The sequence below is a fragment of the Pseudomonas sp. FW305-E2 genome, assembly GCF_058782925.1.
The window spans coordinates 1-23,444 of sequence record NZ_JBYSYE010000009.1 but is presented as its reverse complement, the minus strand read 5'-3'; the positions used below and the strand labels follow the sequence as shown (position 1 = coordinate 23,444).

General features: G+C 61.5%; 20 protein-coding genes and 1 pseudogene. 11 read left to right on the top strand and 10 right to left on the bottom strand.

Features of this window, described 5'->3' with window-relative positions:
- The first annotated feature begins 613 nt into the window (after positions 1 to 613).
- The 3 genes from AC3WLP_RS10455 (at position 614) to AC3WLP_RS10445 (ending at position 5,456) form a co-directional block, all read left to right on the top strand.
- Positions 614 to 3,493 (top strand): ribonucleoside-diphosphate reductase subunit alpha, encoded by a 2,880-nt coding sequence (locus AC3WLP_RS10455; RefSeq protein WP_012051455.1) that lies wholly within the window; start codon positions 614 to 616, stop codon positions 3,491 to 3,493.
- Between the two features lie 139 nt (positions 3,494 to 3,632).
- Complete coding sequence (locus AC3WLP_RS10450) at positions 3,633 to 3,764, top strand: hypothetical protein (RefSeq protein WP_003254821.1); 132 nt, start codon at positions 3,633 to 3,635, stop codon at positions 3,762 to 3,764.
- A gap of 441 nt (positions 3,765 to 4,205) precedes the next feature.
- Positions 4,206 to 5,456: a ribonucleotide-diphosphate reductase subunit beta gene (locus AC3WLP_RS10445; RefSeq protein ID WP_003254823.1), complete on the top strand. Its 1,251-nt coding sequence runs from the start codon at positions 4,206 to 4,208 to the stop codon at positions 5,454 to 5,456.
- Positions 5,457 to 5,892: 436 nt separating this feature from the next.
- On the opposite strand, the pseudogene AC3WLP_RS10440 reads toward AC3WLP_RS10445, so the two are convergent.
- Positions 5,893 to 6,180: pseudogene (locus AC3WLP_RS10440) on the bottom strand (type II toxin-antitoxin system RelE family toxin).
- Positions 6,170 to 6,409 carry a type II toxin-antitoxin system RelB/DinJ family antitoxin gene (locus tag AC3WLP_RS10435; protein WP_003254825.1) on the bottom strand — a complete coding sequence of 80 codons (240 nt, stop codon included), beginning with the start codon at positions 6,407 to 6,409 and terminating at the stop codon, positions 6,170 to 6,172. Before AC3WLP_RS10435 ends, AC3WLP_RS10440 begins: the two are co-directional and overlap by 11 nt.
- 759 nt (positions 6,410 to 7,168) lie before the next feature.
- On the opposite strand from AC3WLP_RS10435, the gene AC3WLP_RS10430 reads away from it, so the two are divergent.
- The 8 genes from AC3WLP_RS10430 to AC3WLP_RS10395 all read left to right on the top strand — a co-directional run bounded on the left by AC3WLP_RS10430 (position 7,169) and on the right by AC3WLP_RS10395 (position 15,306).
- Positions 7,169 to 8,407: an OprD family porin gene (locus AC3WLP_RS10430; protein WP_012051451.1), complete on the top strand. Its 1,239-nt coding sequence runs from the start codon at positions 7,169 to 7,171 to the stop codon at positions 8,405 to 8,407.
- 405 nt (positions 8,408 to 8,812) lie between these two features.
- On the top strand, positions 8,813 to 9,619 hold the full coding sequence (locus AC3WLP_RS10425) for an NAD-dependent epimerase/dehydratase family protein (protein ID WP_012051450.1): 807 nt from the start codon (positions 8,813 to 8,815) through the stop codon (positions 9,617 to 9,619).
- 22 nt (positions 9,620 to 9,641) lie between these two features.
- The gene (locus AC3WLP_RS10420) at positions 9,642 to 10,523 is read left to right on the top strand and encodes a glucurono-1,5-lactonase (RefSeq protein WP_088513452.1); all 882 of its coding nucleotides are present in this window, start codon (positions 9,642 to 9,644) and stop codon (positions 10,521 to 10,523) included.
- Between the two features lie 64 nt (positions 10,524 to 10,587).
- Entirely contained in the window at positions 10,588 to 11,559 is a 972-nt protein-coding gene (locus AC3WLP_RS10415; RefSeq protein ID WP_012051448.1) for a TRAP transporter substrate-binding protein, read from the top strand.
- A 66-nt stretch (positions 11,560 to 11,625) separates the two neighbouring features.
- Positions 11,626 to 12,153: a TRAP transporter small permease gene (locus AC3WLP_RS10410; protein ID WP_003254832.1), complete on the top strand. Its 528-nt coding sequence runs from the start codon at positions 11,626 to 11,628 to the stop codon at positions 12,151 to 12,153.
- The gene (locus AC3WLP_RS10405; protein ID WP_014755560.1) at positions 12,154 to 13,434 is read left to right on the top strand and encodes a TRAP transporter large permease; all 1,281 of its coding nucleotides are present in this window, start codon (positions 12,154 to 12,156) and stop codon (positions 13,432 to 13,434) included.
- Between the two features lie 54 nt (positions 13,435 to 13,488).
- The gene (locus AC3WLP_RS10400) at positions 13,489 to 14,412 is read left to right on the top strand and encodes an EamA family transporter (protein ID WP_003254835.1); all 924 of its coding nucleotides are present in this window, start codon (positions 13,489 to 13,491) and stop codon (positions 14,410 to 14,412) included.
- Between the two features lie 24 nt (positions 14,413 to 14,436).
- Positions 14,437 to 15,306, top strand: coding sequence for an aldose 1-epimerase (locus AC3WLP_RS10395; RefSeq protein WP_088513453.1), 870 nt, complete (start codon positions 14,437 to 14,439; stop codon positions 15,304 to 15,306).
- 73 nt (positions 15,307 to 15,379) lie between these two features.
- Here AC3WLP_RS10395 and AC3WLP_RS10390 read toward each other — a convergent pair whose 3' ends face one another.
- The 8 genes from AC3WLP_RS10390 to AC3WLP_RS10355 form a co-directional block, all read right to left on the bottom strand.
- Positions 15,380 to 16,276 carry a LysR family transcriptional regulator gene (locus AC3WLP_RS10390; protein WP_003254840.1) on the bottom strand — a complete coding sequence of 299 codons (897 nt, stop codon included), beginning with the start codon at positions 16,274 to 16,276 and terminating at the stop codon, positions 15,380 to 15,382.
- 108 nt (positions 16,277 to 16,384) lie between these two features.
- Positions 16,385 to 18,421, bottom strand: coding sequence for a pyridoxamine 5'-phosphate oxidase family protein (locus AC3WLP_RS10385; protein ID WP_088513454.1), 2,037 nt, complete (start codon positions 18,419 to 18,421; stop codon positions 16,385 to 16,387).
- Positions 18,422 to 18,448: 27 nt separating this feature from the next.
- Complete coding sequence (locus AC3WLP_RS10380; RefSeq protein WP_012051444.1) at positions 18,449 to 19,078, bottom strand: glutathione S-transferase family protein; 630 nt, start codon at positions 19,076 to 19,078, stop codon at positions 18,449 to 18,451.
- A 169-nt stretch (positions 19,079 to 19,247) separates the two neighbouring features.
- Positions 19,248 to 19,799, bottom strand: coding sequence for a UPF0149 family protein (locus AC3WLP_RS10375; RefSeq protein ID WP_014860612.1), 552 nt, complete (start codon positions 19,797 to 19,799; stop codon positions 19,248 to 19,250).
- A gap of 91 nt (positions 19,800 to 19,890) precedes the next feature.
- A complete protein-coding gene (locus tag AC3WLP_RS10370; protein WP_088513455.1) occupies positions 19,891 to 20,880 on the bottom strand; it encodes an asparaginase in 990 nt (329 codons plus the stop codon).
- Positions 20,877 to 22,031, bottom strand: coding sequence for a hypothetical protein (locus AC3WLP_RS10365; RefSeq protein WP_088513456.1), 1,155 nt, complete (start codon positions 22,029 to 22,031; stop codon positions 20,877 to 20,879). Before AC3WLP_RS10365 ends, AC3WLP_RS10370 begins: the two co-directional genes overlap by 4 nt.
- Positions 22,032 to 22,041: 10 nt before the next feature.
- Complete coding sequence (locus AC3WLP_RS10360) at positions 22,042 to 22,938, bottom strand: nitrilase family protein (protein WP_088513457.1); 897 nt, start codon at positions 22,936 to 22,938, stop codon at positions 22,042 to 22,044.
- Positions 22,939 to 23,375: 437 nt separating this feature from the next.
- The coding region (locus AC3WLP_RS10355) for a hypothetical protein (protein WP_370464298.1) at positions 23,376 to 23,444 on the bottom strand (69 nt) is incomplete at its 5' end.

Here is a 23,444-nt window from a genome sequence, read left to right as displayed (position 1 = left end):
TACCGCCCCTCGACTGAACCGTTTTTTGTGACAGGCTTCGCGCCCAAAAAAAACTGCCCAAGGGCGTCAAGGTGCAGAAAAATACTGCAAACCACTTGGCACAAGGCCTACAGCGAATACCCACCATTCACTCACAAAGTACACACAACTTATCCACAGGCGCTCGCCTTGCAAAGCCCCCAATACCGCATTATCTTGTATCCCGATCGCAGCGAACCACTAGATATAGGGTTTCGTGCAAAATCACACACAAAAGTCAACCCGCAAGATCAAGCGATTTTTCGGGTGGAACTTCAGGTGATTTCAGCAGCCAAACCGCTCCTGCGGAGGCGACCGAGGCAAGCTCTTTCAGGGCGTTGTTCGGGCATGGGTGTTGCAGGCCAGGCCTGGCACCCATCAGCAACAGTTTTTGGGCTCGGCCCAGAACCTTTGACTTCGGCCAGGGAGCGGCAAGCCATTGCCCCTTATTCCTGAGTCTGTCCCGAAGTCGGTACGCCCGCGCGGGCGGATGCGCATGCATTGCGCATCCCCGCGAGGTTATCGAGCAAGTGGACGGAACGGTGGGCGCCCATAAGGCGCCTGAACAATATAGAAACTGTGGAGACACCCACCCATGCAAACCGACACAACTCGCGAGAACCCGCAGGCCCAGGTGCCGCAGGCCGCCGATTCCAACCAGGATCTGGCTGCCACCGCCCCCGGCCAACTGCGCGTGATCAAGCGTAACGGCACTGTCGTCCCTTACACCGACGACAAGATCACCGTCGCCATCACCAAGGCGTTCCTCGCAGTTGAAGGCGGCACCGCCGCCGCTTCGTCGCGCATCCACGACACCGTCGCGCGCCTGACCGAACAGGTTACCGCAACGTTCAAGCGTCGCATGCCATCGGGTGGCACCATCCACATCGAAGAAATCCAGGACCAGGTCGAACTGGCCCTGATGCGCGCCGGCGAGCAGAAAGTCGCCCGCGACTACGTGATCTACCGTGACCAGCGCGCCAAGGAGCGTGCCACTCGCGCCAACACCGACGCCGTGGTCGAGCCGCACCCGAGCATCCGCATCACCCTGGCCGACGGCAGCCTGGCGCCGCTCGACATGGCCCGCCTGAACACCATCATCAGCGAAGCCTGCGAAGGCCTGGCCGAAGTCGATGGCGACCTGATCCAGCGCGAAACCCTGAAGAACCTGTACGACGGCGTGGCCATCAAGGACGTCAACACCGCCCTGGTGATGACCGCCCGTACCCTGGTGGAGCGCGAGCCGAACTACTCGTTCGTTACCGCCCGCCTGCTGATGGACACCCTGCGCGCCGAAGGCCTGGGCTTCCTGAATGTAGCCGACAGCGCTACCCACCACGAGATGGCTGACCTTTACGCCAAGGCCCTGCCGGCCTACGTCGCCAAAGGTATCGAGTTCGAGCTGCTGAACCCGGCCCTGGCCGACTTCGACCTGGAAAAACTGGGCAAGGCGATCAACCACGAGCGCGACCAGCAGTTCACCTACCTGGGCCTGCAAACCCTGTACGACCGCTACTTCATCCACAAGGATGGCGTGCGCTTCGAGCTGCCGCAGGTGTTCTTCATGCGTGTGGCCATGGGCCTGGCGCTGGAAGAGAAGGACAAGGAAGCCCGTGCGATCGAGTTCTACAACCTGTTGTCGTCGTTCGACTACATGGCTTCGACCCCGACCCTGTTCAACGCCGGTACCCTGCGCCCGCAGCTGTCCAGCTGCTACCTGACCACCGTGCCGGACGACCTGTCGGGCATCTACCACGCGATCCACGACAACGCCATGCTGTCGAAATTCGCCGGTGGCCTGGGCAACGACTGGACCCCGGTCCGTGCACTGGGCTCGTACATCAAGGGCACCAACGGTAAATCCCAGGGCGTCGTCCCGTTCCTGAAAGTGGTCAACGACACCGCCGTTGCCGTGAACCAGGGTGGCAAGCGCAAAGGCGCTGTATGTGCCTACCTGGAAACCTGGCACCTGGACATCGAAGAATTCATCGAGCTGCGCAAGAACACCGGTGATGACCGCCGTCGTACCCACGACATGAACACCGCCAACTGGATCCCTGACCTGTTCATGAAGCGTGTCTTCGATGACGGCAAGTGGACCCTGTTCTCGCCTTCGGAAGTGCCAGACCTGCACGACCTGACCGGCAAGGCCTTCGAAGAGCGCTACGAGTACTACGAAGCCCTGACCGAGTACAACAAGATCAAGGTGTTCAAGACCATCCAGGCCAAAGACCTGTGGCGCAAGATGCTGTCGATGCTGTTCGAGACCGGCCACCCATGGCTGACCTTCAAGGACCCGTGCAACCTGCGTTCGCCGCAGCAGCACGTGGGCGTGGTCCACAGCTCGAACCTGTGCACCGAAATCACCCTGAACACCAACAAGGACGAGATCGCAGTCTGCAACCTGGGCTCGATCAACCTGCCGAACCACATCGTCGACGGCAAGCTGGACACTGCCAAGCTGCAGCGTACCGTGAACACCGCCGTGCGCATGCTCGACAACGTGATCGACATCAACTACTACTCGGTGCCGCAAGCGCGTAACTCGAACTTCAAGCACCGCCCGGTCGGCCTGGGCATCATGGGCTTCCAGGACGCGCTGTACCTGCAGCACATTCCTTACGGTTCCGATGCAGCCGTCGAGTTCGCCGACAAGTCGATGGAAGCGGTCAGCTACTACGCCATCCAGGCTTCTTGCGACCTGGCCGATGAACGCGGCGCCTACGAGACCTTCCAGGGTTCGCTGTGGTCCAAGGGCATCCTGCCGCTGGATTCGCAACAGATCCTGATCGAGGCCCGTGGCCAGAAGTACATCGACGTCAACCTGGAAGAAACCCTGGACTGGGCGCCGGTACGTGCCCGCGTACAGAAAGGTATTCGTAACTCGAACATCATGGCCATCGCGCCAACCGCGACCATCGCCAACATCACTGGCGTGTCGCAGTCGATCGAGCCTACCTACCAGAACCTGTACGTGAAATCGAACCTGTCGGGCGAATTCACCGTGATCAACCCGTACCTGGTTCGCGACCTCAAGGCCCGCGACCTGTGGGACTCGGTCATGATCAACGACCTGAAGTACTACGACGGTTCGGTACAGCAGATCGAGCGTATCCCGCAAGAGCTGAAAGACCTGTACGCCACTGCGTTCGAAGTCGAGACCAAGTGGATTGTCGACGCGGCTTCCCGTCGCCAGAAGTGGATCGACCAGGCGCAGTCGCTGAACCTGTACATTGCCGGCGCCTCGGGCAAGAAGCTGGACGTGACCTACCGCATGGCTTGGTACCGTGGCTTGAAAACCACCTACTACCTCCGTGCCCTGGCCGCAACCAGCACCGAGAAGTCGACCATCAACACCGGCAAGCTCAACGCCGTTTCCAGCGGTGGCGACAGCGCCCCGGTCCAGGCAGCCGGCCCAGCGCCAGTGCCGAAGGCCTGCGCGATCGACGAGCCTGACTGCGAAGCCTGCCAGTAAGGCCTGAATGCCGTGCGGGGTGCCTACGGGTGCCCCGCGCGGCATTTTTGTATCCGCGCCTCAGAGAAACCTTGCCCTTTGCCCACTGTTCACGCAGCTCGGTAAAAGAACAGGACCTCTCAAAAAAGGATGTACGCCCATGGCGCGGAAAAAACTGGCATCTCGCAAGATTGGTCGCAACGCAGAAACCGGCCGTTTCACCTCAGTGGAACAGGCACGCAAGCACCCCAAGACACACATTGTCGAAACGCTGTATACCCACCGTAGCTAGTGGTAGCTGGCCTCACCGCCGGCTAGCCCGCGGTGAGGCCGGCTTCGCCAACAAAGCCCTCAATAAACACCATATGATGTGCCTTTAAATTTAAACTGGCACAACATATAGGTTGGCGCTACACTCTCCCCCCGTAGAAGAAGCCACCTGTTTCGTGAACGGACGCACGCCAAACCGGTCGAAAAAGTTACCCTCGCCGGCAACACATGCGCCCCGATCGAAGGTGAATTCCGGTATACTTTGCGCCCTCTGAAAAGAGCACCTATTCAATTGTCCTGGCCCCTCCCAGAGGCCTGGCCAGGTACAAGCCAGAACACATTCAGATGTAAACGAGAGTCAGCCTCTCGAGCTGTCCATTCGCCGTTACGGCCTTGCGTCAGGCATCACATTCTTTAAATCCAACCGGTTGCCCCAGGGCGACCCTCAAGCAGGAGCCAAACCATGCTGAGCTGGGACGAATTCGACAAAGAAGACGGCGAAGTAGCCGCCAAAGGCAACACCCCTGCGCAGGCCGCTGCCGCCGCCACCCTCGACAAGCTCGACAGCGCCGGTGGTGCCGCCGCCCTGGAGGCCCGTGCGGCCACCGCTTCTGACTCCGAAGCCGTCAAACGTGCCAAGGCTGCCCTCGACGCCCTCGACGTTGCCGAAGGCCTGGCCGAGCTGGAAGGCTCCTCGGCCCGCGTGGCAGTCGATGAAAAGCGCATGATCAACTGCCGCGCCGACCTCAACCAGCTGGTACCGTTCAAGTACGACTGGGCCTGGCAGAAGTACCTGGACGGCTGCGCCAACCACTGGATGCCGCAAGAGGTCAACATGACCGCGGACATCGCCCTGTGGAAGAGCCAGGACGGCCTGACCGAAGACGAACGCCGCATCGTCATGCGCAACCTCGGCTTCTTCTCCACCGCCGACTCGCTGGTTGCCAACAACCTGGCCCTGGCCGTGTACCGCCTGATCACCAACCCGGAGTGCCGCCAGTACATCCTGCGCCAGGCCTTCGAAGAAGCGATCCACACCCACGCCTACCAGTACTGCATCGAGTCGCTGGGCATGGATGAAGGCGAGATCTTCAACATGTACCACGAGATCCCGTCGGTCGCTAAAAAAGCCGCCTGGGGCCTGAAGTACACCCGCGCCATCTCCGACCCGGAATTCAACACCGGCACCGTCGAAACCGACAAAGAGCTGCTGCGCAACCTGATCGCCTACTACTGCGTCCTGGAAGGCATCTTCTTCTACTGCGGCTTCACCCAGATCCTGTCCATGGGCCGCCGCAACAAGATGACCGGCGTGGCCGAGCAGTTCCAGTACATCCTGCGTGACGAGTCGATGCACCTGAACTTCGGCATCGACGTGATCAACCAGATCAAGATCGAGAACCCGCACCTGTGGGATGCGGCGATGAAGGAAGAAGCGACCCAGATGATCCTGCAAGGAACCCAGCTGGAGATCGAATACGCCCGTGACACCATGCCACGCGGTGTACTGGGTATGAACGCGGCGATGATGGAGGATTACCTCAAGTTCATCGCCAACCGTCGTCTGACCCAGATTGGTTTGAAAGAAGAGTACCCAGGGACTACCAACCCGTTCCCATGGATGAGCGAGATCATGGACTTGAAGAAGGAGAAGAACTTCTTTGAGACGCGGGTGATCGAGTATCAGACGGGTGGGGCGTTGAGCTGGGACTGATCGTCCGGGCTGAGCACCGAGAAGGCTGCCGATTGGCAGCCTTTTTTATGATTTTCCCCGAGAGTCCTGACGTCAGTTACGAAGATTGATTTCTTAATCCTATAAAAGACCGCCCCTGCGAAGGCCCATGTGAACAGGGGACCATTTATTGCCTGTGCTGGCCTCTTCGCGGGTGAACCCGCTCCTACAGAGATCGCAGTTTGCCGGGGTTACCTGGCAAGCTGGTCTGCCTGACTTGGCAATGAGCCCTATGGGCTGATGGGGGACCTGTGCGGGTTCATCGAGGCGTTGACCCCCCGCGAACACCGGCGCAGCCGGTGCCATACACCGAGTCGGATTCTTCGCGGGCATGCCCGCTCCCACCGGAGCAGAGCTCTGGCTTTGAGGCGGTGATTTACCTTGAGATTGCGACCTGGGACCGCCAAATCCTTGAAGCCTACTCAAGGCGCTCAGCAGCCTTTTTGTAAGCTTGGTCTCTTTCACGGCGATCGACAGCGACGACAAAAACCACGATCTCTTGGTCAATGACCTGATAAACCAGCCTATACCCGCTGCTGCGAAGCTATATCTTGTAGCAATCTAGCAGCGAGTGAAGGCGGTTTGCCTCGATTCGAGGTTTCAGCAGGACCTCTGCCAGTTTCTTCTTGAACTGCTGACGCACGGTATCGCCCAGCTTCTTCCACTCTTTCAATGCGCGGGCATCGAAGTCGAGGCTATAGGTCATCCAGCTTTACCCTCACGCGCTGCGGAGAAGCAAGCCGCTCTTGTACAGTGGCAATGAGGTCTTCATCTTCCTCGGTCATCAGGACCGGCCGGAAGGGTAGCTTGCCCCGCTCAGCTACATATTGCAGGGCCTGGCGCATGAGTTCGGAGGGGGTGACACCGAGGCGATCGAGCTCTTTGTAGGCGCGGGCTTTGAGATCGTCGTCGACGCGGATATTGATAGAAGCCATGACATAGCCCTCATGTAAAGACGATTGTCATTACAATGCACTGATCTTGGCTATTCTGCAATGGCAGTTTGTCTGCCGGAAGTGACCACAGCGCCATTCCCTTCAAATGAAGAGGCCTCGCCCCTGCCGACAGGAGGGGTACGGCACCAGCAAGGATGCCGGGACTGGACATGCCAGTCTACGTGGTCAAGGGCGAGGCCAGATCTGAAGATAGCGCAGGCTCGGGGATGGGGCCACCGCAGTTACGATTTGATTTTTAACCCTGCCCCCGGTTTGCGGTGCGAGGCGGCCAATGGGGTGGATGGCACGGGCTTTACCCGTGTTCGCGGGCAAGCCCGCTCCTACCAGTAGATCGTGTACGTGCGTGGCATGGTGCATGGCAGTTGTAGTATGTCTGCAGCGCGTTCAGGGTAGAGCCTCTGCCGCTCAGTTTTTGGCGTCTAGTACCCTATTTGCTCTGCGATCAGCCGTTGACAGCCCTCCTCCCCCTTGCTAATAATCGCCCACAGTTGTACGACAACGCATAACAAAAACAACAATCAGTGGACGAACTCATGTCGACATCCATCCCGCTACACCTACGTCTGTTGCATACCCCTCTTCCCCCGGCCAGCTCGCGTAAACCTGCCAGTACGTAGCGCCCGGTTGCCGCGCATTCACCCCTGGCCCTGACCGGCCCGTTATCTACCCGCCCCTGCCGCAGGCCGCTTGCGCGTGCCCGGTGGACGGGCTGCCACACCCTTAGGGAGCACAACAATAATGAAAATCTGCCACACCCTGCCCTTCGCCCTGCTTGGCGCCGGGGTTATCGCCGGCCTGCCGGGCACCAGCCTGGCTGCGGGATTTGTCGAGGACAGCAAGGCCACGCTCGGGCTGCGCAACTTCTACATCAACCGCAACTTCACCAACCCCAGCAACCCACAGAGCAAGGCCGAGGAGTGGACGCAAAGCTTCATTCTCGATGCCCGCTCGGGGTTCACAGAAGGGCCAATCGGCTTCGGCGTGGATGTGCTGGGGCTGTGGTCGGTCAAACTCGACGGCGGTGGCGGTACCTATGGCACGGCGTTGCTGCCACGCCATGACGATGGCAAGCCTGCTGACGATTACGGGCGCCTGGCGGTGGCAGGCAAGGCTCGCATCTCCAAGACCGAGCTGAAAATCGGTGAGTGGATGCCGGTGCTGCCGATTCTTCGCTCGGACGACGGTCGCTCGTTGCCGCAGACGTTCCGTGGCGGCCAGGTTACGTCCAACGAGATTGCCGGCCTGACCTTGTACGGTGGGCAGTTCCGCGGCAACAGCCCGCGCAACGACGCCAGCATGGAAGACATGAGCTACGGCGGCGGCGTGTCGGACCGTTTCAACTTCGTCGGCGGCGAGTACAAGTTCAACAAGGACCGTACCCTGGTCGGGCTGTGGAATGCGGTGCTCAAGGACGTGTATCAGCAGCAGTACCTGCAACTGAGCCACAGCCAGCCGGTGGGTGACTGGACCCTGGGTGCGAACCTGGGCTACTTCCATGGCGACGAGGACGGCTCCGAACGCGCCGGGCAGCTGGACAACAAGACCTACTCGGGGATGTTCTCGGCCAAGTACGGTGGCAGCACCTTCTGGGTGGGGCTGCAGAAAGTCGATGGTGATACCTGGATGCGGGTAAACGGCACCAGTGGCGGGACCTTGGCCAACGACAGTTACAACTCCAGCTTCGACAATGCCAACGAGCGTTCGTGGCAGGTACGCCATGACTTCAACTTCGTCACCGTCGGGGTGCCAGGGCTGACCTTGATGAACCGCTACATCAGCGGGCGCGATGTGCACAGCGGGGGGGTGACCGATGGCAAGGAGTGGGTGCGTGAAACGGAGCTTGCGTATGTGATCCAGAGCGGGGCATTCAAGGATTTGAGTGTGAAATGGCGTAACTCGTCGATTCGCCGGGATTACAGCAATAACGAGTTTGATGAGAACCGGCTGATCTTCAACTACCCATTGTCGTTGCTCTGATCAAGACCTGCGGATTTACCCGCGAATACGGTAGTGGCGGAGACGGTGAGCGGCGGGGGGAGATTGGCCAGCAGGCCTGGCCTCTTCGCGGGTAAACCCGCTCCTACACGACGGCCTGCGCCCAACCACCGACCTGTGTCCACCATTGATCAGGTGTAGGAGCGGGTTTACCCGCGAATACGGTGGTGGCGGCGACGGTGAACGGCGGGTGGAGATTGGCCAGCAGGCCTGGCCCATTCGCGGGTAAACCCGCTCCTACGGGCGACCGCGCAGGCCTTTCGCCTTTTCTTACCCGCGAAAAGGCCGGCAAAAGCCGCCCAAGCCTCATTGACAACACACAGAACCACCGCCAATAATCACCCAAGTCATACGACAACCTACAACAACTAACAACAAGAGCCGGCCATGACCACTACCCCCTTCAATCGCCTGCTGCTCACCGGAGCCGCAGGCGGCCTGGGCAAGGTCCTTCGCGAACGCCTGAAAGGCTACGCCGAGGTCCTGCGCCTTTCCGACATCAGCCCCATGGCGCCTGCTGCTGGCCCGCATGAGGAAGTCATCACCTGCGACCTGGCCGACAAGGCTGCGGTGCATGCACTGGTCGAAGGCGTGGACGCCATCATCCACTTCGGCGGGGTTTCTACCGAGCACGCCTTCGAAGAGATTCTCGGCCCCAATATCTGCGGCGTGTTCCACGTGTACGAGGCGGCGCGCAAGCATGGGGTCAAGCGCATCATCTTCGCCAGCTCCAACCACACCATCGGTTTCTATCGCCAGGATGAGCGCATCGATGCTCACGCGCCGCGCCGTCCCGACAGCTATTACGGGCTGTCCAAGTGCTACGGCGAAGATGTGGCCAGCTTCTACTTTGACCGCTACGGCATCGAGACCGTCAGCATTCGCATCGGCTCGTCGTTCCCGCAGCCACAGAACCCGCGCATGCTCTGCACCTGGCTGAGCTATGACGACTTGGTGCAACTGATCGAACGTGGGCTATCGACGCCCGACGTTGGCCATACCATCGTCTACGGCGCCTCCGACAATCGCACCGTGTGGTGGGACAACCGCCATGCCGCGCACCTGGGCTATGTGCCCAAGGACAGCTCGGAAGCCTTCCGCGCAGCCGTGGAGGCACAACCGGCCCCCCCCGCCGATGACCCGAGCATGGTCTACCAGGGCGGCGCTTTCGCCGTGACCGGCCCGTTCAACTGACCCCACGCCAGGAGGCACGGCCATGAACTGCGAACTGATCGTCGACGCCCGTAACGGTACCGGCGAAAGCCCTGTGTGGCACCCCGGTGAACAGGCCTTGTACTGGGTAGACATTCCCGCCCGCCAGTTGCACCGCTGGCAGGCCGCCGATGGCGCGCACCAAGTATGGCAAGGCGACGAAATGCTCGCCTGCATTGCCCGTAGCGGCCAAGGCTGGGTGGCAGGCATGGAAAGCGGCATCTACCAGATCCAGGCCAAAGCCGATGGCCGCCTGGATAGCCGCCTGCTTGCCAGCCTGCAGCATGCCCAGGGCGGGATGCGCTTCAATGATGGCCGCTGCGATCGCCAGGGCCGTTTCTGGGCCGGCACGATGCTGCTGGACATGCAGCAAGGCGCCCATGTGGGTGCGCTGTACCGGCATGACGGCGAAGGCCACCTGCACCTGCAGCAAGACGGCATGATCGTGCCCAACGGCCTGGCGTTCAGCCCCGATGGCAAGCGCATGTACCTGTCCGACTCGCACCCCAACGTGCAAAAGGTGTGGGCCTTCGACTACGACACCGACAGCGGCACGCCGCACAACAAACGGCTGTTCGTCGACATGCGCGGCTACCCAGGACGCCCCGACGGCGCCGCGATCGACCAGGATGGCTGCTACTGGATCTGCGGCAACGACGCCGGGCAAGTTCACCGCTTCACGCCTGACGGGCGCCTCGACCGCTCGCTCAGCGTGCCGGTGAAAAAGCCGGCCATGTGCGCCTTTGGTGGCGCCAACCTCGACACCCTGTACGTCACCTCGATCCGCCCCGCGGGCATCGACCTCGGCGACCAGCCACTGGCTGGCGGGGTATTTGCCCTCAACCCTGGCACCAAGGGCCTGGAGGAACCTGCCTACCGGGGCTGAGCCCCACTGCCACACCCACACTTGCACGCCCGAAACCGGATAATAAAAACCACGGAGTTTCATCATGACGTTCAAACGCAAGCTGCTTCTTGCCGTACTCCCGTTCGCCTTCAGCGTGGCCATGCCCGCCTCGGCGCTGGACATCAAGTTCGCCGAAATCCACCCGGCCGGCTACCCGACCGTGGTCGCCGAGCAGAACATGGGTAAAAAGCTGGAACAGGCCAGCAATGGCGACATTACCTTCAAGATGTTCGCCGGCGGGGTGCTGGGATCGGAGAAGGAAGTGATCGAACAGGCTCAGATCGGCGCCGTGCAGATGACCCGCGTCAGCTTAGGGATCGTCGGCCCTGTCGTACCGGATGTGAACGTGTTCAACATGCCGTTCGTGTTCCGCGACCATGATCACATGCGCAAGATTATCGACGGCGAGATCGGCCAGGAGATCCTCGACAAGATCACCAATTCCGATTTCAACCTGGTGGCCCTGGCCTGGATGGACGGCGGCTCGCGCAGCATCTACACCAAAAAGCCGGTGCGCAGCCTGGAAGACCTCAAAGGCATGAAGATTCGCGTACAGGGCAACCCGCTGTTCATCGACATGATGAACGCCATGGGCGGCAACGGTATCGCCATGGACACCGGGGAAATCTTCAGTGCCCTGCAAACCGGGGTGATCGATGGCGCCGAGAACAACCCGCCGACCTTGCTTGAGCACAACCATTTCCAGAGCGCCAAGTACTACACCCTGACCGGCCACCTGATCCTGCCGGAGCCGGTGGTGATGTCCAAGACCACCTGGAACAAGCTCACTCCCGAGCAGCAGGTGCTGGTGAAAAAGGTCGCGCGCGAAGCACAGATGGAAGAGCGCGCGCTGTGGGACGCCAAGTCTGCCGCCAGCGAAGAGAAGCTCAAGGCCGCCGGTGTCGAGTTCATCACCGTCGACAAGAAGCCGTTCTATGACGCCACCGCCTCGGTACGCGAGAAGTACGGCGCGCAGTACGCCGACCTGATGAAGCGTATCGACGCCGTCCAGTAATACCAGCCCCTTCCAAGACGACCTCGGCAGTGCGGCCGCCGCCGCCCTGCCGCTTTGGTGATGCCTATGAAATCGCTTTTCCTGAGCGTGAACGACACGCTGTACCGCAGTTGTATCTGGATCGCGGGCCTGTCGATCCTGGCCATGACGCTGATCATCCCGTGGGGCATCTTCGCCCGCTACGTGCTGGGCACCGGCTCCAGCTGGCCAGAGCCAGTCTCGATCCTGCTGATGGTGGTATTCACCTTCGTTGGTGCCGCCGCCAGCTATCGCGCCGGGGCGCATATGGCGGTGGGGATGATTACCGACCGTTTGCCGCCGCTGCAGCGCCAGCTGGTCGCCCTGCTGGTACAACTGCTGATGATCGTGGTGTGCGTGTTCATGACCTATTACGGCACCCGGCTGTGCATCACCACCTGGAACCAGTCGCTGGCCTCGCTGCCCGGTGTGCGGGTCGGCATGACTTACGCGCCGATCCCGGTCGGCGGCGTGCTGACGCTGGTGTTCGTGCTGGAAAAACTCCTGCTGGGCGATCAGAGCAACCGCAAGGTCGTGCGCTTTGATCTGGTCGAAGAAAACGAAGGAGCTGCGTAAATGGAAGCGTTCATTCTGTTGGGCAGTTTCATCGTGCTGATTCTGATCGGCATGCCGGTAGCCTACGCCCTGGGCCTGTCGGCACTGATCGGCGCCTGGTGGATCGACATCCCGCTGCAGGCGATGATGATCCAGGTGGCCAGTGGGGTTAACAAGTTCTCGCTGCTGGCGATTCCGTTCTTCGTGCTGGCGGGCGCGATCATGGCCGAAGGCGGCATGTCGCGGCGGCTGGTGGCTTTTGCCGGAGTGCTGGTGGGCTTCGTGCGTGGCGGGCTGTCGCTGGTCAACATCATGGCCTCGACCTTCTTTGGCGCGATTTCCGGCTCGTCGGTAGCCGATACCGCCTCGGTGGGCTCGGTGCTGATCCCGGAGATGGAACGCAAGGGTTACCCCCGCGAGTTCTCCACCGCCGTAACCGTCAGCGGTTCGGTGCAGGCGTTGCTGACCCCGCCTAGCCACAACTCGGTGCTGTACTCGCTGGCGGCGGGCGGCACGGTATCGATCGCCTCGCTGTTCATGGCAGGGGTGATGCCCGGCCTGCTGCTGAGCGCGGTGATGATGGGCCTGTGCCTGTTGTTCGCCAAGAAGCGCAACTACCCCAAGGGCGAAGTGATCCCGCTGCGCCAGGCGCTGAAAATTGCCGGTGAGGCGCTGTGGGGCCTGATGGCCATGGTCATCATCCTCGGCGGTATCCTGTCGGGGGTGTTCACCGCCACCGAATCGGCAGCCGTGGCGGTGGTGTGGTCGTTCTTCGTGACCATGTTCATCTACCGCGACTACAAGTGGCGCGACCTGCCCAAGCTGATGCACCGCACAGTACGGACCATCTCCATCGTGATGATCCTGATCGGCTTCGCCGCCAGCTTCGGCTACGTAATGACGCTGATGCAGATCCCGTCGAAGATCACCACGGCGTTCCTGACCCTGTCGGACAACCGCTACGTGATCCTGATGTGCATCAACTTCATGTTGTTGCTGCTGGGCACGGTGATGGACATGGCGCCGCTGATCCTGATTCTTACCCCGATCCTGCTGCCGGTGATTACCGGTATCGGCGTGGACCCGGTGCACTTTGGCATGATCATGCTGGTAAACCTGGGGATCGGCCTGATAACGCCACCGGTGGGCGCGGTGCTGTTCGTGGGCTCGGCCATTGGCAAGGTGAGCATCGAGTCGACGGTGAAGGCGCTGCTGCCGTTTTACCTGGCGCTGTTCCTGGTGCTGATGGCAGTGACTTACATTCCAGCGATCTCGCTGTGGCTGCCTAGCGTGGTGCTGTAATTATGACCGGGGGCCGCTTGGCGGCCCCTGGGCTCTTGCAAATGGATCCTGCACATGGCTGTCCCCTCCTCGGCTGTACCGCTTTTCCCCCGCAAACTGGCCATCGCCTTGCTCGCCCTGCTGGCCTGTTCATTCGCCGGCAACCACATCGCCGCGCGCATCGCCTTCGATGACGGCACCGGCGTGCTGCTGGCCATCCTCTGCCGCTCTGGCATCACCTTCCTGGTACTGGCCGGGCTGCTGCTGTGGCAACGTCAGGCCCTGGCCCTGCCCGCTGGTGCGCGCCGCTGGCAGCTGCTGCTCGGCTTGCTGATTGCCACCCAGAGCCTCTGCCTGTACTCGGCGGTGGCGCGTATTCCGGTGGCTCTGGCACTGCTGGTGGGCAACACCTTCCCGATGCTGTTGGCGCTGCTCACCTGGGCGCTGGGCGGCGCACGCCCCACGGGCCGCACCGTACTGTTCATGGGCCTGATCCTGTGCGGCCTGGTGCTGGCGCTGGATGTCCCGGCACGCCTGGCCGACAGCGCTGCGGCCAACCCGCACTGGGTGCCGGGGGTCAGCCTGGCCTTCGGCGCCGCCTGTGCCTTTGCCTGCGCCTTGTGGATCACCGACCATAAACTGGCCAGCGTGCGCGGCCCCGTGCGCAGCCTGCTGACTTTGCTGATCGTGTTCTCCAGCATGCTGGTTGCAGGCGCAAGCGGCGTGATGCCGTCCGGTTTGTCACTGCCAGGCAGCAGCAGTGGCTGGGCGGCCTTGGCCAGCCTGGTAGTGCTGTATGGCTTGGCCTTCACCTTGCTGTTCGTTTGTGTGCCAAGGCTGAACATGGCGCAGAACGCACCCGTGATGAACGTCGAACCCATCGCCACGCTACTGCTGGGCTGGGCCTTGCTCGACCAGCAACTCGGCACCCTGCAATTACTCGGCGGCGCGGTGGTGGTGTGCGGCATCGTGCTGCTCACCTACCGTCGGGCCAATTGATCGTTCATTTAAATGGAGCCTTGAATGCCTGCGACCGAACTGCACCTGCAGGACCGCCTGACCCGCCTGAGCCTGGCTCCGGAGTTGGGCGCCAGCCTGGTCAACTGGGAAGTGAAAGCGACCGGGCAAGCGCTGCTGCGCCATTCCGACCTGGCCGCACTGGAAAGTGGTACGCCACGACGCCTCGCCTGCTACCCACTGGTGCCTTGGTCCAACCGCATTGGCGAGGGTGGCTTTGCCCGACCCGAGGGGTGGCAGGCACTGGCACCCAATACCGGGCATGACCCTTACCCGATCCATGGCAGTGCCTGGCAGCAGCCCTGGCAGGTGGAGCACCACAGTGAACAGCGAGCACGGCTGACGCTAGACAGTGCTGTGCCGTTTGCTTACCGGGCCACGCTGGATGTGTATCTGCATGAGGGGTGCCTGAACCTGGACCTGCATATAACCCATCTGGATGAGTCGGCCAACTGGTACGGGTTGGGGTTGCACCCTTACTTTCCGCGGTATCCCGATACCAAGTTGTACGCATCGGCACGCAAAGTGTGGCTGGCCGAGGATGGGCGGTTGCCGTCGTACCAGGCCGAGGTGCCCGAACAATGGCGCTTCAATGCCATGGGACGTTTACCCGAGACAGTGGTTGATCACGCCTTCGGTGGCTGGCCAGGCGAGTGCGTGATCGAACAGCCCAGCGCGGGTTATCGACTGGCGTGCAGTGCCAATGGGGCCGAACACTTCTTGCTGTATTGCCCGCAGGGGCAAGGTTTTTTCTGCTTTGAACCTGTTAGCCACCCAATCAATGCGCATCACCTGCCAGGGCGACCAGGGTTGCGGTTGCTGAACCGGGGGGAGGCAATGACCCTGGGGTTCAGGATGCAGTATCGGGCGTTGTGAGCGGGCTGCCTGAAAAAGGGCCGTCACGATAGCGAACATTGTCTGGCGCCATTTCTCGACGCGCTGCACGACCTCAATCCAGCTGCTGATCGCGCAAGTCTTGCGCCAGCATGTCGATAAAGGCCCTGACCTTGGCCGAGCCGTACTTGCTTTCGCGGTGCAGCACATGAATGGGCCAGGGCGCCTCTTCGTACTCGGCCAGCAGCACCTGTAACTGCCCGCTGGCCAGTTCGTCTGCCACCTGGTACGACAGCAGCCGGGCAATCCCCAGCCCGCCGCTGGCAGCTGCGATTGCCCCGTCATTGCTGGTTACCGTCAGCCGTGGCTTCATGCGCACCAAGGTCGGCTCGTCGGTCACTCCGAAGCGCCAACCCGCCCGCGGCGACAGGTTGGTGGTGCCGATTATCGCATGCCCGGCCAGGTCCGACGGGTGCTTCGGCACACCATGGCGCGCCAGGTAGTCGGGTGAGGCACACAACATGCGCCGCACCCTGCCCACCCGCAACGCCTTCAACCCGGAGTCGGGCAACGGCCCGATGCGCACGGCCACGTCCATGCCCTCCTCGACCATGTTCACCACGCGGTCGAGAAAAAACGCGGAAACGTCGACTTCCGGGTACTGCTGCAGGTAACGGACAATGCACGGCATGACGAACTTCTTGCCGAACAAAATCGGCGCGGTCACCGCCAGGTCGCCCCTGGGCGTCGCATTGATGCCGGCAGCGGCTTCATTGGCCTCGTGAATACTGGCGAGGATGTGCCGGGTGTCTTCCAGATAGCGGCCGCCGGCCTCGGTCAGACGCACGCTGCGTGTTGTGCGCAGCAACAGTTTGACCCCGAGCTGCTCTTCCAGGGCGCTGACGGCGCGGGTGACGGCGGCCGCAGAAATGTCCAGACGGCGGGCAGCCGCGGCGAAGCTTTCCAGCTCGCCGACGGCGACGAATACCTTCATCAGGTGGATCTGGTCCATGCGGGCTCCTGAGGGTAATGGGGCGTGCGGATTATCGTTCATCTGGATGCGTGGTGTTAGCTGTGCCGGCCTCTTCGCGGGCAAGCCCGTTCCTACGACTGGCTTGAATCAGACATCCAGCACCAACGCCTGCGTCCCCTCCTCCCCCTTCGCTGGCACAGCACAACAGATCAGCACCGACCCTGCTTCCGGCAACTCTGCCGGCGGATTCGGATAATGCACCTGGCCGCTCACCAGCCGGGTCTTGCAGGTACCACACGAACCACCCCGGCAACTGAACTCCGGTGCCAGCCCACGCGCCTCGGCCAGTTCCAGCAAGGTGCCGCTACCGGGCACCCAGCGAGCCTCCTTGGCCGACGCAGCAAAATACACCGGCACCGGTTCGTCGGCGGCAGGCGGCTGTTGCAAGATTGGCTGGTCTGCGTCGCTGTGCCGCCGCAGCGTCGACGGGCCAAACGCTTCGGCGTGAATCCGCGCATCCGGCACATGCACCCCACGCAGCCCTTCGTAAAGCTGCTGGGTGAAGCTGCCCGGCCCACACAGGTAGAAATCGTAGTCGTCCAACGCCAGCGTTGCCTTGACCTGTTCGATACCCAACCGGCCGGCAAACTCGTAATCACGACCGACCTGCGCGTGCCCTTCAGGCTGGCTCAGGGCGCGGTGTATATGCAGTAGTTCGCCAGCCTGTTGCTGCAAGGTCGCCAGTTCCTGCTGGAACGGCAAGTCGGCCAGGCTGCGTGCGCCATGGAACAGATGAATGCGCCGGGCCTGCCCCGTCCTCAACTGCTGACGCAGCATGGCCAGCAACGGCGTGATGCCCACCCCCGCGCCGATCAGCACCAACGGGCGCGTGCTTTGCTGATCAAGCGTGAAGCTGCCCATCGGAGACCGCACATTCAACACCTCGCCGGCCACAACGTGCTCATGCAAATACCGCGAAGCCGGGCCCTGGGCTTTGACGCTGATGCGCAAGAATCCATCGTCGGGGGCACTTGAAAGGCTGTAGGTGCGGATCAGCGCCGGCTCGCCATCACGCGGCACCTGCACAGGCAGATGCTGGCCAGGGGCAAAGGCCACATGGCAGCCTGCCGGTGGTTCGAGATAGAACGAGCGGATGTCGCGGCTTTCCTGCTCCACCCGCAGCACCCGCCAGGCCAGCCATTGGCGCTGTTGTTGCCGCTGCTCCAGGCGCGCATCGGCCTCGGCCCAAGTACCGGTCATCAGACTGGTCGGCGCGTATTCCTTGAAAGCCCAGCGCAGCGCAACGGCTGCCGGACGCCACACCACCTGCTCGACCTGCAGTGTCCATAACCGCTCAGCCCCTTCAAAGGCCTGGATGGCCGGGCTGTCCAGCAGCACCTCGGCACGCCCGTACAGTTGCAACACATTGCCATTATTGAAGTCGATGAACAGCAAGCCGGCCCGCGGGTTGACCACCAGGTTGCCCAAGGTGTTGAAATGCAGATTGCCAGCATAGTCGGGAATCGTGAGCCGATTGCCTTCGACCTTGATGAACCCTGGCCGGCCACCCCGGTGAGAGACATCTACCGAGCGCTGGCCGTCAGCATGCTGGACATAGCTGGCGACGAAGAAGGTATCGGCCGCCTGGATCATGCTGACGGTTGAGGTATCCAGTGTTGTCGCATCGATGCGCCCGAGGGCGGGTTCGGTGACGCGGGTGTAGTCACGCAACTGGATGTACTGCGGGCAGTTGCCAAACGCCTGCTCTACGGCCACGTGCAGTTGCCCTTGGGCAGCGTGACGGATCTGCCCGTTGATGCGATTGCGCCGACGGGTGTGCAGTTCGATCCCCAGCAGGCCGACCGCCTGCCCGGCTGCCAACCCGGGGGTGGCGGGGTCATCTGCTGGCAGCGTGGTGTGGATCGTCAGCATACGGGGGTCGGGCGAGCTTACGAACCCTTCTGGCCCCTCCAGCAGCGTGGCCCAAGGCCGACCCTGGGCATCCACACTGGCGGCGACCATGAAGGGTAACTGGTGATAGAACGTTCGGTGCTGGTCGGGCATGTGGTCACGAATGACCTTTTGCCCGAACGCCTCCATGCGTTCTGCTACACCGACCTTTTCCTGCAGGGTCTTTTCACCCGTATGCCAGGGCGAGGGGCGGTGATCAGGAGATTGTTGCATGGCGGCGTTCCTCGCGATGGCGGGGTTTCAGGCGTGGGTTTGCAGCCCGATCACGGTGCGCGGCATGGGGACGAAACGCGGCAGCGCCTCGATCCGCGCCAGCCAGTTGCGCACATTGGCATAGGGCTCCAGCGACACGTTGCCTTCGGGGGCGTGAGCGATGTAGGAGTAGTTGGCAATGTCCGCGATCGTGGGTGTGCTACCCGCCAGGAATGGCGTCTTCGCCAACTCGGCATCGATCACCTTGAGCAAGGTGTGGGCACGGGAAATCACTTCGTCGGCATTGAATGAAGCCCCGAACACCGTGACCAGGCGGGCGGCGGCCGGGCCAAAGGCCAGCGGGCCGGCAGCGACTGATAACCAGCGTTGCACACGGGCGGCGGCGGCAGGTTCTTCGGGCAGCCAGGCACCGTTGTCATATTTTTTGGCCAGGTAGACGAGGATGGCGTTGGAGTCGGCAATCACCGTGCCGTTGTCATCGATGACCGGAACCTGGCCGAACGGGTTGAGGGCGAGGAAGTCCGGCTGCTTGTGCGCGCCTTTGGCCAGGTCGACGAACACCAGCTCGGTGGGCAGGTTCAGTAGCGAGAGCATCAACTCGATGCGATGGGCATGGCCAGACTTGGGGAAGTTGTAGAGCTTGATCGGGTTCGACATGGGCTTGGCTCCTGGTCAGCGCCGGGATGGGGCTGATGGAGCACATGCTGCACTGGATCGGCTGGCAGCAGAATCAGTGCGCAGGGGAAACCATAATTTCGCAGGGCGGAATAATGGTTTCCAAACACTTGCGCTGGCGCCTGCAGGTGAGCGCTAGCCTACGATCCGATCAGTGCAGTTTTTTGAAATGTCGGTACAGCCCACGCGCAGCCTCGACCACCTGCGGCACACAGGCCTGGATATCCTCATCGCTCATCTGGTCCAGCAGCTCGAAGTTATCTTCCAACCCATGTAGCGAAATGGCCTTGAGGAGCGGGGCCTGCTCCGGTGGCAACTCGCCCCAACCGGCCACCTGGGTACCGCGCATGTAGCCGAAACACCACTCCTCCATCACGATCACAGTGCCCTGCTCGCATTCGCGTTCCTCGAACAGCGGTTCGAACTGGTCGACCTCATTGCTCAGTTCTTCTGCCACCTGGCTGGCATAACGCAGCATCAATGCCGTGTAGGCCTCCTCATGGGCGGGCTTCTTGAACTTCGGTACCTTGCCACCCGCTACCGCCGGCAGCCATTGTTCCGGCAGGACAGTGATCGGCGAACTGGCGAGTGCGACGAAAAAGCCATTGAGCTCGGCCAGGTCCAGCACCGAGTAGTCATTGCCATAGGTGATCAGCAGGTCTTCGAGGCGGTCTAGTTCTTTTTCGCTGAGTACGGGGAGCATGGGTAAGAATCCTGGGAAGCAAAAGTGTGTGCACCCTAGCACAGCAACGCCGGAAGGGCTGCCCGCGCGAACGCCCGCGCGGGCAGATGGTTCAGGGCTGCAACCAGTCCTGCAGCTCATGTTGCCGGTCGGTGCCTATCAGCAGCCACAGCAAGATGCGGCATTTGCGCGGGCAGAGTTGCCCAGCCATGTAGACGCCTTTTTTCTGCAGGTCGATCTCTGCACCAGCAAACCCGTAGGTTGCCCGGGCTGTAGGCCCCCTACCTGTGCGCGTAGCAACCATGACCGGCAAGGTGGGCGCCAGGTGTTCCAGCACTTCGGACCAACTAGCGGAAACATGCCCAGCACCGAAACCGGCGATGACCACCCCCTCATAACCCAATGTGGCCACAGCCCGCAGCAGCGCCGTGTCCGCATCCAGGCAGGCTTCCAGCAGGGCAACGCGCTGGTCGGTGCGATACGGTAACGGCAACACTTTCCGTCGCCCGGGCGGATGGCGATACAACACAACACCCTCCACAACGTCGCCCAACGGGCCACATCCGGGCGACTCGAATGCCGCCATCGCCAGGCTGGCCGTCTTGCGAACCCTTGCCGCGCAGTGGACCTGATCATTCATGACCACAAGCACACCTCGCCCACGGCTGTCTTGTGCCAATGCAACCTGAGCCGCAGCCAACAAATTGGCCGGCCCATCATTGCCCGGCTGACTCGCCGAGCGCATGGCACCGGTCATCACCAATGGCGCATCGAATGGCCAGAGCAGATCCAGGAAATAGGCCGTTTCCTCAAGGCTGTCGGTCCCTTGGCTCAATACCAAGGCCTGAGCTCCGCGCTCCACCTCGCCCCGGGCCCATGCCAGCACCTCCAGCAACGTCGCGAAGCCCAGCGATGCACTGGGGAGCAGGCACAATGAAGCAACGTTCAACTGCGCCATCTCGCGCAACTGTGGAACCTGAAGCAGTTGCCGCTCACAATCCAGACTTGGCGTCACACCATCCCCGACAGCACCGGCCCGCATACTGACCGTGCCGCCCAGAGTAGCGATCGACAGCCTGGGCAGGCTCGAATGTTCGCTCATGCTTCTCCCCCCACAATCAACCCGACTACCGGCACAATGCCAAGCGTGCAGATGGCCATCGACACCACATTGCCGATGTAGCCATGCACATAGGCCGGCAACCGCTGAGTGATCGCCACTGCCAGCGGCGGAGCCACCAGTGCACCCAGCACTGCACTGGCCACCACCACTTGCCAGCTGCCGCCATGTGTCAACACCGCGGCCGGAACGATCGACACAATCGGAATGTAGGTAGGGTACCACCCACGGGCTTTCCACTGTCCACGCCAGCATACAACCCCGACCAGGGATGCCAGGGCCTGCCCGGCCACTATTTGCATCACCAGCATAGAACCGTAGGACAGTGCAGCCGGGCTCAACAGGTAAGCCAGCAACACACCCAGCAGTAGCCCGAGGCTGGCCAATTCATTACCAAAGAATGGGGCTTCGCTGAAGTCGGCCAGAACGCGCCGCAAAGTCCAGACCACACCGTAGTCAGGCTGATTGACAACCGGCTCCACGACGGTGGGTTCACGGCATTGGCGTACCCATGAAGGAAAGCGCTTGCACAGGATGAAGGCCACGACGCTTGCCACAGCCATGCCACTCACATTGCCCACTACCATGGGCAACTGCAGGGGATAACACAGGTAATTGACCATCAGCAGGCTGGCCGGTGTTACCAGTAGAGCCCCCAGTAGCGCCCCCGTGATCGTCACCCGCCAGCCCGCACCAAAAAGCAAGACCATGGCTGCCGGCAATGACACGAAGGCAACGAACGTTGGTTGCCAGATGCCACTGGCCAAGGTCCATCCCCACAACGCATGGCTAAGCAGCAAGCCCAAGAGCGAGCTGGTAAACACCCATGGCCATAATCCGCTGCCATAGCAAATGGCAAAGCCCTGCCAGCGGTACCCTCGCACCTGCGCCCAGTGCGCCAGGCACGCGCCCAGCAGCAAGCCCAGCGCGGGCAGTTCGTGCTTGTAGAAAGCCACTTCACTGATATCACCAACAATCCAGCGCAAGCGGCTGAGCGGCTCATCGAGCGTCGCCACCCTCTGTGCATAATCCAGCCATTGGCCATGGGCAAGGCTTGCAGCGAAAAACACCAGCAGGCAGCCGAACATCAACACAAGCCAATGCTGCTGTCGTGAGAAGAAGCGCGTGTTCATTCGCAACTCCTCAGCGTGGCATAGGTGCATGCAAGCGATAGCCAAGGGTGGCATCGTAGAGGTCGGTGCGCCGGTCTCTTGGCAGGTCGTTGAGGCTGTTCCAGATCGGTGCCGAGCGCGCACTGCTCAAATCGACATCGGCATAGATGATCTCCTCGGCTTCTGCACTGCCCACCTCGCCGATCGGCCAGCCATGGGTACCGGCGATCAGCGAGCAGCCCAGGAAGCGCCCGCCCCGCTCGCTGCCGACACGGTTCGCGGCGGCGATATAAACGTTGTTGACATGCGCTGCCGTCATGGTCAGGTACGAGGCCATACAGCGCCCTGCGTCATCGAACAAAGGCGGCGGGGTCCATACCCAGTTGTTGAGGCTACAGATGATGTCGGCACCTTGCGCGGCCATCACCCGTGGTACTTCCGGGAACCAGATGTCCCAGCAGATCAGCAGGCCGATACGGCCGATAGGCGTCTCGAACACCGGGAACCCCAGGTCACCAGGGGTGAACCAAAGCTTTTCCTGGTTCCACAGATGCGCTTTGCGGTAGTGCCCGAGCAGGCCTTCGGGGCCAAACAGTACAGCACTGTCGTAGAGCTTCAGCCCGTCACATTCGGCAAACCCCGCAGCCAGGTATACTTGGTACTGCTTGGCGAAGTCGGCCCAGGTTTTCAGGCAAGGGCCGTCCTGCAGCACCTGCGCATGGGAATAGGCTTCGGCACGGGAGTTGAAGGTGTAGCCCGTGTTGGCCAGTTCAGGCAGTACGATCAGGTTGGCACCTTCGCGTGCTGCGCGCCGGGCCAATGCCAGACCTCTGCTCACGTTGCTCTCACAGTGCTCAAGACCGACCTGAGGGTCGTACTGGATGACAGCGATACGTACGGGGCTGACGGGGGAACAGGATTCAGACATGGCGGCTTCCTTTTTGTGGTTGTTTTGGAAGGACGCCAGTAAAGCGATGTTGGGCCAGGGAGCGACAGTCAGGAGAGTCCTATGGGACCAAAGGAAAGTCACATAATGGCAGTAGGACTCCCCCTACAAAATGACCCGTACGCCGTTATTTCCCAACCTGATCTTGTTCGAGAAGCCGGCGGTAGTCGAAGCAGAGATCCGGGGGATTAGGGAAACGTGCGGCCCATGGCTGCATAGGCAGTGATGGGTCGATGGCCAGATCGGCAGGAGGGTTGTGTGTCGAACCAATAGTCATGTTCTCGGGTTCTCCATGAGTAGAGAACCTGAGAATGATCAATTGCAACAGGCGTGAAGTGGTTGCCATCTACCACCCGCCGGCACCTACAGGATCTGAGATACCTGTGGGTGCCGGCTTACAGCGATAAGGTCGTCAGGGCTTACACCGCCAGCGCGCGCTCACGCAGCTCGCTGTTGAGAATGCGGTCGTTCTCGCTGTAATCGACCGG

Coding starts and splice junctions, on each gene's coding strand:
- AC3WLP_RS10455 (WP_012051455.1), top strand. CDS start 614: ATGCAAACCGACACAACTCGCGAGAACCCGCAGGCCCAGGTGCCGCAG.
- AC3WLP_RS10450 (WP_003254821.1), top strand. CDS start 3,633: ATGGCGCGGAAAAAACTGGCATCTCGCAAGATTGGTCGCAACGCAGAA.
- AC3WLP_RS10445 (WP_003254823.1), top strand. CDS start 4,206: ATGCTGAGCTGGGACGAATTCGACAAAGAAGACGGCGAAGTAGCCGCC.
- AC3WLP_RS10435 (WP_003254825.1), bottom strand. CDS start 6,409: ATGGCTTCTATCAATATCCGCGTCGACGACGATCTCAAAGCCCGCGCC.
- AC3WLP_RS10430 (WP_012051451.1), top strand. CDS start 7,169: ATGAAAATCTGCCACACCCTGCCCTTCGCCCTGCTTGGCGCCGGGGTT.
- AC3WLP_RS10425 (WP_012051450.1), top strand. CDS start 8,813: ATGACCACTACCCCCTTCAATCGCCTGCTGCTCACCGGAGCCGCAGGC.
- AC3WLP_RS10420 (WP_088513452.1), top strand. CDS start 9,642: ATGAACTGCGAACTGATCGTCGACGCCCGTAACGGTACCGGCGAAAGC.
- AC3WLP_RS10415 (WP_012051448.1), top strand. CDS start 10,588: ATGACGTTCAAACGCAAGCTGCTTCTTGCCGTACTCCCGTTCGCCTTC.
- AC3WLP_RS10410 (WP_003254832.1), top strand. CDS start 11,626: ATGAAATCGCTTTTCCTGAGCGTGAACGACACGCTGTACCGCAGTTGT.
- AC3WLP_RS10405 (WP_014755560.1), top strand. CDS start 12,154: ATGGAAGCGTTCATTCTGTTGGGCAGTTTCATCGTGCTGATTCTGATC.
- AC3WLP_RS10400 (WP_003254835.1), top strand. CDS start 13,489: ATGGCTGTCCCCTCCTCGGCTGTACCGCTTTTCCCCCGCAAACTGGCC.
- AC3WLP_RS10395 (WP_088513453.1), top strand. CDS start 14,437: ATGCCTGCGACCGAACTGCACCTGCAGGACCGCCTGACCCGCCTGAGC.
- AC3WLP_RS10390 (WP_003254840.1), bottom strand. CDS start 16,276: ATGGACCAGATCCACCTGATGAAGGTATTCGTCGCCGTCGGCGAGCTG.
- AC3WLP_RS10385 (WP_088513454.1), bottom strand. CDS start 18,421: ATGCAACAATCTCCTGATCACCGCCCCTCGCCCTGGCATACGGGTGAA.
- AC3WLP_RS10380 (WP_012051444.1), bottom strand. CDS start 19,078: ATGTCGAACCCGATCAAGCTCTACAACTTCCCCAAGTCTGGCCATGCC.
- AC3WLP_RS10375 (WP_014860612.1), bottom strand. CDS start 19,799: ATGCTCCCCGTACTCAGCGAAAAAGAACTAGACCGCCTCGAAGACCTG.
- AC3WLP_RS10370 (WP_088513455.1), bottom strand. CDS start 20,880: ATGAGCGAACATTCGAGCCTGCCCAGGCTGTCGATCGCTACTCTGGGC.
- AC3WLP_RS10365 (WP_088513456.1), bottom strand. CDS start 22,031: ATGAACACGCGCTTCTTCTCACGACAGCAGCATTGGCTTGTGTTGATG.
- AC3WLP_RS10360 (WP_088513457.1), bottom strand. CDS start 22,938: ATGTCTGAATCCTGTTCCCCCGTCAGCCCCGTACGTATCGCTGTCATC.